The sequence below is a fragment of the Kordia sp. genome, from assembly GCF_022447245.1.
GTDB lineage: Bacteria > Bacteroidota > Bacteroidia > Flavobacteriales > Flavobacteriaceae > Kordia.
This window is the reverse complement of the sequence record NZ_JAKVBC010000023.1, coordinates 16,503-30,585: the sequence shown is the minus strand read 5'-3', so window position 1 is coordinate 30,585 and position 14,083 is coordinate 16,503. Positions and strand designations below refer to the sequence as shown.

Genomic DNA, 14,083 nt, shown 5'->3' with positions numbered 1-14,083 from the left:
TTATATTGCTAATTTTTTAGATGCTACTGTTACTTCTATTAAACAGTCTCTCATTACATCTACGATTTCGTCTAATTGTTCTTCTTTGATAGTTAATGGCGGCGTGATCAAGATGTGATCGCCCGCTTTTCCGTCTACTGATCCACTTCCAGGATATAAAACCACTCCTTTTTCAATGGCTTTGTAACCAATTTGTTTGGAGAGTTTCATTTCTGGTGGGAAAGGTGCTTTGGTAACTTTGTCTTGTACCAATTCTACTCCGCATTGGAGTCCTACTCCGCGTACATCGCCTACGATGTCAAATTCATAGAGTGATTCTAGTTTTTGTTTGAATAGTTTCCCCATGTATTTTGATCGTGCTACTAATTGCTCGCGCTCCATGATGTCTAGTACTTGATTTCCAACTCTAGCTCCCATTGGATTACATGCAAAGGTGTGTCCGCCCAAGAATGCTGATTTGGTATCAATTAATGGCTGTACTACTTTTTCGGAAGCAATGACTGCAGATAGTGGGAAGTAGCCTCCGCTGATTCCTTTTCCTGCTGCAATGATGTCTGGAACAATTCCGAAGTTATTGATTCCGAAGTTTTCACCTGTTCGTCCAAATCCTGATAAGATTTCATCAGAGATGTATAGGATTCCGTATTTTTCACAGATATACTTGATACCTTTGAAGTAGTTTTTCGGTGGTGGTACTGCGCCCATTGCGGCTGCAATTACAGGTTCGGCAATGAATGCTGCAACTGTTTCTGGCCCTGTTCGTATCACCGTGTTTTCAAACTCTTCTAAGAGTGTTTGTGTGTACTCTTCTTCCGAAAGGTCTGCTGGTTTTCGATAGCTATACGCAGAAGAGATATGCGGGAAATTGTGCAACCATTGTTCGTACAATCCGCGACGCATTTTCATTCCACCCACATCTAAAGTAAAGACTGAATTTCCGTGATAGGTATTCCAGCGTGAAATAATTTTGAAACGTGCATTATCGCCTCGTAATTGATGGTATTGTAGCGCCAGTTTGATAGCATTTTCCACTGCTTCTGTTCCGCTCATTACGGTCCAAGCTTTGGTGAAGCCTTCTGGTGCAAACTCTGTGAGTCGTTGCAAATACCCTTCTACAACATCGCTGTTGAAGGCATGTGTAGGTAATACTGTAATTTTTGATACTTGATCTGCCATGATTTCCACCATTTCTTCTCTACCATGTCCAATATTAGACACTGAAGAAGAACCTGAAGAGGCATCTAAATATCTTTTTCCGTTGGTGTCGTATAAGTAGACACCTTTTCCATGTGTGATTTTTTGATAAGATCTAGTCATATCAGGACACACAGCCATTGAATGAATTAATGGTTTAATCATAATGAATAGCTTTTTTGTAGTTAATAAATTTTCTTTCGGTTTTGCGAAAGGTTTCCCTTGTCATTTGTGAAATGACCGCATCAATTTGTATGTGTTTTTTTGATTAGAAATTTTCTTCTAGGGATGCAAATAGTGCATCTGAAAAATCCATGTCTGGCTCGAATGTCTCTTCGTATTGGAAGCTTCCAAGTGTGAGTGTATCCAATGTTTCGATACTTTGTGTGAGTGTTTCCGCGATTTTTTCGAGTCTGTCTTTTAGTAATTCTATTTGAGACTCGTCATAAAGCGTATTGTTGTAGGTTAACACACACGATATTTTTTGATCGTTTTCAAAGAATTCTAACGAGATATCAAATTGACATGGTACATTGTACGTGTATTGAGTTTCATTGTAAAATACTTCTTCATCCGTGAGTTCAGTAGTTCCATTTTTTGTATGATATTCTACCAATACATTGAACAATCCTGAGTAGGATGCATCATAGGTATAGTTTGCATCTTCAATCACTTTTTCTAACGGATACCATGCGTTTGAGTTGATGGTGAGTACCGTATTTTTGATTTGATTGTAAAAGTCTTGCAAGCTCAATGAAGCTTCTGCTTTTGCCACTACTGGCAAATTATTTACATAGAAACCAATTTGTCTAGTGAGTTCTTCGTGTGTTCTAGTTGAGAATGAAGAACCAACCATAATATTTTGATCGCCTAGATATTGATATAATAAGGTGTTTATTAAGAATATAGACGAGATATACATACTTCCATCAAAATTCGTTGCCATTTGTTGCAAACCATCTTTGATTTCTTTAGTCAGCTCAAATTGGATAATGTTTCCATTCGATTGAAAGTTTTCTGGTCTTTTCTTTTCAAATGGCAAATGCACTTTGTTGACTTTGTTTTGGAAGGTTTCTTTCCAATAGTCAGAGATATCATTGACAGCGTCCGTTTCAAACATTTTCAATTGCCACGCCACATAGTCTTTGTATTGAATACGCAGTGGAGTTTCTTCAATTGATTTTCCATCTTCAATAAGCTGATAGTATCTAGAAACTTCATCGCCCAATATTTCCATAGATGCACCATCGTTGATTAAGTGATGCATGCAATAGTATAGGATGAATTTGTTGGCTTCTATCTGAAAAAATCCGACACGTACTAACGGTCCGTTTTGTAAATCGAAAGGTGTATAAAACTTTGCTTTTAGATAGGCTTCTACATCTACGAATTGGTATTTTTCCTCTTGTAAGTTTTTATAGTCTATTGTAAACTTGAACTCTTCCATTGGAATAATCCACTGTTTTACATCGCCTTCTTCCTCTTCTCTGAATACGGTTCGCAAAGCTTCGTGTCGTTCCAGCACTTTTCTAACTGCTCTTTCAAAGTATTCCAAATTCATTTCGCCTTCAAACTCAAGCGTTGTTGGCATGTTGTATGCGATGGATACTTTATCGTCTTGTGATAGTAACCAAATTCGTTTTTGCTCAAATGAGATTGGATAGTTTTTCGCCTCGGCTACTTTTTCTATTTCAATGTATTTTTCTTGCTTCGACGATTTGATCAAACGTACATGTGACTCAATATCTGTATAACTGAAGATATCTTTTAAGGATACTTTTACGCCAAATATTTTGTTGTACATGTTTACCAGTCGAATCGACTTTAAACTACTAGCGCCTAGTCGGAAGAAGTCTTCTTCAACGCCGACTTTATCTAACTGTAATATTTCTTGCCATATGTCAACGATTTGTGTTTCCATTTCGTTTCTAGGGGCAACATATTCGTCTCCGCTAGAAAGGTTTGCATTTTTAGGATTTGGTAGATTTTTACGATCTATTTTTCCTGTTGCAGTTAATGGAAACTCTTCTAGTTGTACATAATACGCAGGAATCATGTAGTTTGGTAACTTTTTGTTTAATTCGTCGCGCAAATCTTCTGAGGTAAATTCAGTATCTGACGTAAAGTAAGCAACCAATTCTTTTTCACCAGCTAGCGTTTCTTTAGCTAATACAACTGTTGATTTGATGGTTTGTATTTGCGTTAATGCATCTTCGATTTCGCCTAATTCTATTCGGTATCCTCTAACTTTGACTTGATTGTCTTTTCGACCGATAAATTCAATACTGCCATCGTCCATCCACTTTCCTAAATCGCCCGTTTTGTATAGCTTTTTCCCGTTTTCAAAAGGATTGTCTATAAATTTTTCTGCGGTAACTTCAGGTAGGTTTAAATATCCTCTTGCCAATACATCGCCACTGATACAAATTTCTCCCATAACACCTACAGGTGCTATGTTTAGGAATTCATCTAAGATATAGACTCTATAGTTTGATAATGGCTTTCCAATCGGCATATCACCGCGTCTGGCAACCATATCTTCCGTATAGTATGATTCTATCGCTGTGATTGTTGTTTCTGTTGGTCCGTATTCATTGTAAAAACGTACGTTGTTTTGTGCCCACGATTTTGCCAATTCGACCGAACAATTATCTCCACCAGAAATTACTCTTTTGAGTGCACTGTAGTTTCTTCTCGGAATGAGTTTTAAGAAACTTGGCACACTGTGAATGTGTGTGATGGCATTGTTTTCTATGTAATCAGCTAAACGTTCTGTGTCTAAGAGCAATGCTTTACTCGCAACACTTAATTTAGCGCCACTTAGCAATGCGATGAACATTTGTTCTACCGAAGCATCAAACGTAATGCTTGATGATTGTAAGATGTTTTCTTCTGCGGTGATGCCAAATTCTTGGATTTGTGCGTATGCTAAGTTGACAACTGTTTTGTGCTCAAGCATAACACCTTTTGGTGTGCCTGTACTCCCTGACGTATAGATGATATACGCTAGATTTTCTGGCTGTACCGTCACTTCTACAGGAGCTGAACTATATTGTCCTGCTTGAAACTGAGCAAGTAAGGCTTGATTGATAATCGCTTTGCATTGCGTGTCTTTTTCTATGTAATCGATTCGCTCTTGCGGATAGTCTGGTTGTACCGGAACATACGCTGCTCCTGTTTTTAGTACGGCTAGTATTGCGACAATCATCCATTCGCTTCTGTCTAGCTGAATTGAAATAAAATCTTCCGTATTGATTTCATAGTTTGCTGCTAAGAAACGTGCAAGTTGATTCGATTTTTCGTCTAATTGTTTGTAGGTCAGCTGACAGTTTTCAAAGACAAGTGCGATGTTGTTTGGTGTTTTTTGCACTTGTGCTTTGAATACGTCAACAATGGTATTATTGGTTGGATAGTCTGCTTCGGTATTGTTAAATACTGAAGTAAGTATTTGTTTTTCTTGTTCTGAAACAAAATCAATTTGAGAAATGCTTTCGTTTGGTTGTGTAAGTAATGAGCGCATGAGCTTTTTGTAATGCTGCATCATTCGCTCGATGATTTCTTTATCGTAAATGTCTGTGTTGTATTCTAAATCAAACGAAATATTTACGCCCATTTCTTCAAACGTAGCGCTGAGATCAAATTTTGCTCTTGAGTGTCCTAATTCAATGACTGTATTGAGTTGTTCTTCTGAAAAGCCAAGTTCTACACGATTTTCTCCATTGTTTTGAAGTACCAACATTAAGTCAAAAATGGTTCCTCTGGTAACATCTTTTTTTATTTTTAAATCTTCAACCAATCTGTCAAATGGATACATTTGATGGTTGTAAGCTTCTAAGGTATTTTGTTTGATACGTTTGTAAAATGTGTTGAAGCTTTCCGTTGGATCTATTTGATTTCGTAATGCTAGTGTATTTACATAGAATCCTATTTGATCTTGTAAGTTGGTATGTTCTCTTCCTGCTACTGGACTCCCAATGATAATGTCTTTCTGATTGGTATATTTATACAGTAAGACTTTAAATACTGCTAGTAAGCTGATAAATAAGCTTCCACCATTTTCTTTGGAGTATGCTCTTAAAAGGTTACTTGTTTTAGTGTCTATAAATGTGTTTAATACATATCCGTTGTAGGTTTGTATTTTTGGTCTTAGTTTCGTGCTTGGCATATCTAATACAGGAAGTTTTCCTGATAAGCTGTTGAGCCAATACGATTTATGCTTTTGAAATGTTTCTGTTTCTAGTTGTTTTAATTGCCACGAAGCATAGTCTTTGTATTGCACACTTAAGTCAGCAATTGCTGGTGTTGTATTAGAAACAAACGCTTCATAGTATACCATGATATTTTCTCGCAAGATTTCCATAGACCATCCGTCACTGATGATGTGATGCATGTTGTAATAGAATACATATTCTTTGTCTTGCGTTTGAATTAATGCTACACGTAGTAAAGGTCCATTGACCAAGTCAAATTCTTTAGAAGAATTTTCTCTGATATAGTTCTCTACTGCAATTGCCTTGTCTGTTTCATTTCTAAAATCTTTGTATTCAATATTAAAGTGAATGTCTTCTCTGTTTAAAACCCATTGTTTTACTTCTCCATTTTCGTCTTCTCTGAATACGGTACGGAGAATTTCATGACGATCTATTACGGCATTGATTGCTTTTTGTAAGCTTTCAATATCGTATTCGCCTGGCATCGGAATGCTCGATGGGATGTTGTACGCCACCGATCCGCCATCATATTGACTTAATACCCAAAGTCTACGCTGTGCGTCAGAAATTGGGTAGCTGTTGTCTTCAGTTTGTACTGATTCAATTGTATTACTTTCAGCAACAGCTTCTAAGCTATGATTTTCTAGGTACGAAATTATTTCTTCTTTCTTTGCTTTTACAGATTGTAAAATATCAGGGTTCATATCACCCTCAAAGGACAGCTTTAATTTGCCGTCCTTTAAGCGTAGATATATACCTTGATCCGAAAGATTTTTAATAAAATCTATCATATTTCTATTTCGTTTAATTCTGTGTTTGAAGTAATGGCTTCTTGCTGTTTTTTAGCAATGTCAATTTGTGCAGCTAACTGCTCAATTGTTGGATATATGAATATGTTTTTGATACTTACTTCTAGTTCAAATACAGTACTTATATCGTGGCTCATTTTAATGGCTTTGATACTGTGTCCACCTACATCGAAGAAGTTGTCTTTGATTCCTACTTTTTCAAGTTGTAGTAAGTTTTTCCAGATATCTACCAATTGCTTTTCTGTTTCTGTAGAAGCTTCCACATATTCTGTGCGAATCATGTCTGCTTCTTGCAATTCAGGAAGTGCTTTGTAATCTACTTTTCCATTTGCGTTTAAAGGCATTTCTGTTACTTCAACAAAATGATTTGGAACCATATAGTCTGGCAACATTGCTTTCATTTCGCTTTTTAATGTTTCCTTATCAATGGATTCACTTTGTGGAAGTATGTACGCCACAATTGTTTTGTCTTGGTCAAGCGTTTTCACTGCTACCGCAACTTGTGCAATTGTTTCTTGTGCTTGTAAAACTTGTTCTATTTCTCCAAGCTCAATTCTATGACCTCTAATTTTTATTTGATTGTCATTTCTTCCCATGTAGAGAATGTTTCCGTCTGGAAGCCACATACCAAGATCGCCTGATTTATAGATTTTTTCTCCTTCTCTGTATGGGTTTTCAATGAATTTACTCGCAGTTTTTTCAGCATCGTTTAGATACCCTTTTGCCAATCCGTCACCTCCTAAGTAAATTTCTCCAATAACTCCAACAGGTTGTAATTGCTGTTTATCGTTTAAGATGTATGCTGTACTGTTGCTGATTGGTTTTCCGATAGGAATGATATCCGTAACTTCTTTGATGTCATAGGTTAATGAGAATGTTGTATTCTCTGTTGGACCGTATCCGTTTACTATTTGAAGTGTTGGATATTGACTTCTTAGTTTTTGCATATGACTTGGAGATAGTTTTTCACCTCCCATCAACACCGTTTTTAATCCTTCAAAGATTTCGATGTTGTCGTCAATTAACTGATTGCCCCAGCCTGCTGTAAACCACATCACATTGACGCCTCGCGTTTTGATTTCTTCTGCTAAAGCGTTGTTTTGTAATAGTGTATCCTGATCGCAAAGTATCAATTCACCTCCATTGAGTAACATTCCCCAATATTCAAATGTTGTTGCATCAAAGGAGAAAGCTCCTGTTGAGATTAACTTGTCTGAAGTTGAGAATTCATAGTAGTTTGCTCCTTTTACCAAGCGCACCACGCTTTTATGCGGAACTAATACTGCTTTCGGTGTTCCTGTACTTCCCGACGTGTACATGATGTACGCTACATCTTCTGGAGAAGTAGCTACCATTTGTCTCTCCTCGCTTCGCGATTCTTCCGAAAGGAAAGCAGTTAACACCTCATCCGTAATTGCTACTTTAAAGTTGCTATCTTGTTTTACAAAATCCAATCGCTCTTGTGGATATGCTGGATCTAATGGTAAGTATGCGGCACCTGCTTTGAGTGTTCCTAAGATCACTGCTGGCAAATTGTCACTTCTTTCCAATAATACAGCTACTACATCTCCTTTTTCTACATCGTATTGTGATTGTAAGAAGTTGGCAAATTCATTAGAACGTGATTCTAATTCGCTGTAACTTACTTGTGTATCTTTATAAGAAACCGCTACCGCATCTGGTGTTTCAGTTGCTTGTTTCGTAAATACATCTTCGATTGTTGTAGATGGATATGCTACTTTGGTATCGTTGAATTCATATAACAATTTCGCTTCTTCTTCTACCGAAATGATATTGATATCTTCTAACGGTTGCGAAGCCGCCTCACAGAACTGATTTGCTACAGTAGCAAAGTGTTTTGCTAATTCTTTAATGAGTTCGGTATCATATCTACTTGAGTTGTACTCAAATTTAATTCCTAACGAATCTTTTCCTGGAGCAGCAATGATTTCAAAGTCGTAGTTACTACGTTCCGAAACATTCATTGCTTCTACTTCTAATTCGAGTGCTTCAGATTTTGTGCTTTCCAAATCCTCTTTGATGGTATCTTGTAATGGATAGTTTTCAAATACGAGAATGTGATTGATAAAGTTTTCTATAGATGTTTGACGCGATAGAATTTCAGAAAGTCCCACATAGTGATGCGAATTTCCTTCAGCCGCTGTTATTTGAAGCTTTTTCAATAAGCTTTCAGGTGTGTCTTCACTTCCGTATTGCACACGAACAGGAATTGTATTGATGAATAATCCTATCATGCTTTCTACACCTAGTAAATCTGTTGGTCTACCAGAAACAATCGTTCCATAGATCACATCTTTTGCATTGTTATATCTTGATAAAAGATATCCCCAAACTCCTTGAATGAATGTGTTTTGCGTGATTGCTAATGTGCTACATAATTCCTTGATTTTTTGGTATGATTCGCCCTCAAACATTAATAATTCGTGAATTTTATTGAAGGCAGTTTCATCTACTTCTTGCAATTCGAAAGGAACTTCTGCAATATCATTGTAACCAGACACATAAGTATCCCAGTAACTTAAGGATGTTTCTTTGTCTACATTGTCTAACCACTTGATATAGTCAGAATATGGTAGTGGTTTTGATAGTGCAACCGATTGTCCATTGATGATGCTATTGAGTATTTGATAGAACTCATTGATCAGCATGCTTACACACCAACCATCCATAAGTATGTGGTGGAAACTCCAGATAAACTCAAATGAATCTTCTGTGAGTTGTAATAGTGTTAAGCGCATTTGAGATGGCACATTTAAGGCAAAACCTCTTTGATTGTCTTCTGCTTTTACACGTTTTACGTATGCTTCAATATTTTGTGTCGTTGCTTCACCGTCAAATTGTTCAAATTCGAATGCTTCTGCAACTGTTTTATGAACTATTTGTAATAAGGTTCCATCGAATTCATCTGTGAAACTCGTACGTAAAATTGTATGTCTAGCCACCAATTGCTTAAAGGCTTCTTGTACCGCATCGATAGGCAATTTGTTGGTTTTTAATCGGTAGGTTATTTGCTCAAAATATTGTGTAGTACTTGTATCTCTTTTCCAGTGGTAATACATACCTTGTTGTAATGGAGATAGTTCGTAGATGTCTTCAAGCGTATTTTCTGCATTGAGTTTTGCTAATACTCCTTTTGATAAGTTTTTATAGGTTACATCAGATGCTGTTAGATACGATTTTTCTTCTTTTGATAATTCGTAAATGAATTTTGTTAAGTTCAACTTATATGCATCCATCAACGCTTGCACTTTGTCTTTGTCAATGCTTCCTTTTTGGAAATCTACTGAAATTTGCAGTTGACCAGAACCAATCATTCCAAAAACACTTAACAAGGTATCGCTTCCATTTTCTTTGGAAATTCCAATTCCGATACTTTCATTGGCTTGTTGTAGTTTTTTGTTTTCGAATTTTTCCTGTGTCGCTCCAAAATCTCCTAGATAGTTGAATACGATTGATGGCTGAATGTTCGCTGTAAAGTCTTCAGTTAAGTATTTTAAGATGCCATACCCAACTCCTTTGTTTGGTATTTTGCGTAAGTCTTCTTTTACTTGAATTAAAGCGTCATTGTTATCTTCACAATTCGCAACATCAACTACGAAAGGATAAACTGATGTAAACCAACCTACCGTTCTGTTGATGTCAACATTTTCTAAGATATCTTCTCTACCATGACCTTCCATTTTTACAACGGCTTGGTCAAGTCCGAATGTATTTTGTACGGCGAGTCCTAAAGAAGCTAATAGTAAATCGTTGATTTCTGTATTGTATACACCGTGTACTCTTGATAAGAGCAATTCTGTAATTTCTGTATTTAATTCGAATGATACGGTATCATCATATTTGAATAGACTTGTATCTACACCTTCATTAGCTGGAATTGGTGCAATTTCGTTTTCACACACAGCTTCCCAATAGCTGCGTTCTTTTTGCATTTTTTCGCTGGTCGCATATACTTGCAGTTTTGAACTCCACAATTGGAAAGAATCTGTTTTTAATGGCAATTCTGCTGTTTCATCTTGCGTATATGCTTCAAATAGTGTGGTAAAGTCTTCTAAAATGATTCGCCAAGAAACACCATCTACTACTAAGTGATGTAGGATAAACGCGAAACGATCTCCATCTGCAAGTCTGAAATGTCCAACTCTTAATAATGGTCCGTTTGCTAAGTCAATAGTAGATTGTATTTCATTGCCTAAACGTCTCATTTCTGCCAACGCATCTTCTGTATCAGTAAGATCGTAGAATAGTACTTCATACGCATCGTCGGACATTGGTTTGTTTGTTTGAACCCATACGCCATCTTCTTGACCACATACCATACGTAAGGCATCGTGATGTGATACTAAGTCTGCAATGCATCTCGAAATTATTTCGGTATCTACTGCATCTGGACTTTTTAATAGTACTGATTGATTGAAATGTTCCACTACTGGAATGGATGGCTCGCTGAAGAAGAAGTGCTGAATTGGTGTCAATGCAACTTCTCCAGAAACCGTCGCCTGATCTGCAACTCTTAGATTTACTTCTAAGTATTTTGCTAAATCTTCCAATACTGGATTTTTCAGCATGTGCTCTACACCTAATTTGTATCCTAATTGATTCAAGCGAGAACCAATTTGAATCGATTTAATAGAGTCACCTCCAAGATTGTAGAAATTGTCTTTGATACTGATTTGATCTCTTCCTAAAATCTCTTCCCAAACAGAAGCTAATATTCTTTCTTCTTCTGTGTTTGGTGCGATGTATGTTTCTTTGATAACATCGTCTTCTGTGATGCCTGGCAATTCAGATACAGCAACTTTACCATTTGACGTTAATGGAATTTCATCCAATTCGATAAAGTAATTTGGAAGCATGTACGATGGCAATTCCTTGCTCAACGCTTCACGTAATTCAGACTTGTCAACGGATTCAGTTGTATCTGAAGTCGCATAGTAAGCTGCGATTACTTTCTCGAACTTATATTCCAATACCGTTACAACTGCTTGCTTGATATTTTGTTTAGATGACATTTTCGCTTCAATTTCACCTAATTCAATTCGGTATCCTTTGATTTTTACTTGATTGTCAACTCTTCCGATGTAATCTATATTTCCAGTCTCATCCCATCTAGCGATATCACCTGTTTTGTATAGTGTTTCATTTGCATCAAAAGGACTTTGTACAAATTTTTCTGCGGTAAGTTCAGGACGGTTTAGATAGCCTTTTGCTAGACCTTTTCCTCCGATATACATTTCGCCTTCTACTCCAGAGGTCACAAGATTTTTATTCTCATCTAAGATGAAGATCTGCGTATTGGCAATTGGTGTTCCAATGAGTATTTTTTCGTCTGTAGTTGTAATTTCACGTACTACACATCCAACTGTTGCTTCTGTTGGACCGTATTCGTTGTAAATTCTCATTTCAGGATTCAACGAACGTAAAATTTCTACGTGATGATTTTGCATTGCTTCTCCACCAACAATTGCCATTTGTACACTTGTATTTAGATCTGTCGCGTCTTTTAATAGACTGATGTGTGCAGGCGTTAGTTTGATGCAAGAAATATTGCTTTCCAAATAGGTTCGTAATGTTTCTAATACGTTGGTTTCTTTTTCCAATACACGTACCGCACTTCCGCTTACAAGAGGTAAAAACATACTTGTAATTGTCAAATCGAACGAAATGGATGTAAAGAATCCGAAGTCAAAGTTTTGTAATTCTTTTGTTTTATAGGTTGCTTTTGCCCAATTTAGGTAATTCACAAAAGAACCATTTGCAATCATTACACCTTTAGGCTTTCCTGTAGAACCTGATGTAAAGATCATGTATGCCAAGTCGTCTTTTGTAAGTTCAACAGCAACTGGAGTAGTTTCAAATTCGTCTTCTGTATATTCTAAGTCGATGATGAAAGTGTCACCATCAAAGTAATCCAATTCAAATGCGTAGTATGCCGTAGACATTAATAGTCTCATACTCGTATCAGTAGCAATGTGTTCTTTGCTTGCTTCTGGCAGTTCTGGATTGATCGGCACATATACCGCTCCTGCTTTTAGAACGGCAAGTACAGAAATCATTAACCATTCGTCATGATCCATTTGTACACCAATGATGTCGCCTTTTGCAATAGAAAGTTCTTCTATTAAGCAGTTTGCTAGTTGATTTGATTTTGCATCTAATTCGCTAAACGTAAACTCTTTCCCTTTAAATGACAAGGCTACACTGTCTGGTGTTTGTGCAACTTGTGCCTGGAAATTAGCTACGAACGTTTCTGGCGTATCGTACGCAACGTCAGTATCATTAAATGCAGTTACTAAGGTTTGTACTTCGCTTTCTGAAATGTATTGTAGTTTGTTAATTTGTGCTTCTGGATTTTCAACTACAGTATCTAATAATGTTTTGAAACTTCTCATGAATTTTTCAATCATAGAAGCTTCATACACATCCGCATTGTAGCTAATCATCATAGATAACATATCTCCTAATTCTTCAAAGAAAATTGAGATATCCAATTTAGCAATACAGCTACCTAAGTCTGTAATGGCATCAATATCTACGTCACTGCTGATTGCTTTTTTGGAACGATCTCCGATGTTTTGATAGGTAATCATCGTGTCGAACACCATACTTCTTGAAGCATCACGCATCACGTCAAGGTCTTTTACTAGACGATCAAACGGATATGATTGGTGCTTGTACGCTGTCAACGTTGTTTCTTTTACATCGGTAAAGAATGAGCTAAATGAAGCATCCTCGTTTACTTGACTTCGCAATGGTAAAGTATTGATGTAAAAACCTATTTGGTTTTCTAAATCTGCGTGTTCTCTTCCTGCAGTTGCTGTACCAATTACGATGTCTTTTTGTCCTGTGTATTTGTATAATAAAACGTTGAGTACACCTAATAATCCCATGAAAAGACTTCCATTTTCTTGTTTGGTGTAGCTGCGTAGTTTTTGAACTGTTTTTTCACTAATGTACGTTCCTAAACTGTTCCCATTGAATGTTTTTACTAATGGTCTTGTGAGTGTACTTGGTAAGTTTAGCACTGGTAATTGGCCCGAAAGTTTATCGGTCCAGTACGCTCTATCTTCTTGTAACGACTCACCTTCCAACTGTGTCAATTGCCATGCAGCATAGTCTTTGTATTGAATTGGAAGTTCAGGTAATTCTGGTGTTTTTCCAGCTTTGAATGCTTGGTAGCTTGCCATTAATTCTCTACCTAAAACATCCATTGACCAACCATCACTAATGATGTGATGCATATTATAATATAAAATAGTATGATTGTCTGAAACTTTCAATAAGCTTACCTTAAATAGAGGTCCATTTTCTAAATCAAATGGTTTGAAAGCATCTTCTTTTGCATACGCAAGTGCAGCAGTTTGTGCATCGGCTTCGTTACTAAAGTCTTTTTGCGTTACTGTGCATGATACTTGCGCTGTTGGTAAAATCCATTGTTTGATTTCACCATTGGTATCTTTTCTGAATACCGTACGTAAAATTTCATGTCTTTCTACGACTGTAGTCAATGCTTTTTCGAAACTTTCAACATCTTCAATACGTGCTACATGCTTATGCGTTGGCATATTATACGCTGTAGAACCTTCTACTGTTTGACTCACAATCCATAATCTTTTTTGTGAATCAGACAATTCATAGTTTTCAGCTTCGTCAATTGCTTTAATGGCATTATTTTCAGCATCAACTTTGTATTTTTTTAAGAATTGAATTAACTCCTGCTTGTTTTCTTTTAATTCTTGTAACAATTCAGGACTAATTTCAGCTTGATCAAAGTGTAATTCAAGATCGTTCCCTTTAACTAATACATCAATATTAGCTTCTTTGAGTTTGTTTATAAGCTGTAACATT

General features: G+C 36.6%; 3 protein-coding genes. All 3 read right to left on the bottom strand.

The annotated features are described in order from the left end of the window. Nucleotides 1-1,359, bottom strand: a complete 1,359-nt coding sequence (locus tag MK119_RS15475) for an aspartate aminotransferase family protein (RefSeq protein WP_290680426.1) — start codon at nt 1,357-1,359, stop codon at nt 1-3. Nucleotides 1,360-1,462: 103 nt separating this feature from the next. Further along, complete coding sequence (locus MK119_RS15470) at nt 1,463-6,196, bottom strand: non-ribosomal peptide synthetase (protein ID WP_290680424.1); 4,734 nt, start codon at nt 6,194-6,196, stop codon at nt 1,463-1,465. Further along, the gene (locus tag MK119_RS15465; protein WP_290680422.1) at nt 6,193-14,082 is read right to left on the bottom strand and encodes a non-ribosomal peptide synthetase; all 7,890 of its coding nucleotides are present in this window, start codon (nt 14,080-14,082) and stop codon (nt 6,193-6,195) included. Before MK119_RS15465 ends, MK119_RS15470 begins: the two co-directional genes overlap by 4 nt. Nucleotide 14,083 lies beyond the last annotated feature (1 nt).

Bases quoted from the DNA above. Each gene is read 5' to 3' on its own strand.
- MK119_RS15475 (WP_290680426.1), bottom strand. From the start codon at position 1,359: ATGATTAAACCATTAATTCATTCAATGGCTGTGTGTCCTGATATGACT.
- MK119_RS15470 (WP_290680424.1), bottom strand. From the start codon at position 6,196: ATGATAGATTTTATTAAAAATCTTTCGGATCAAGGTATATATCTACGC.
- MK119_RS15465 (WP_290680422.1), bottom strand. From the start codon at position 14,082: ATGTTACAGCTTATAAACAAACTCAAAGAAGCTAATATTGATGTATTA.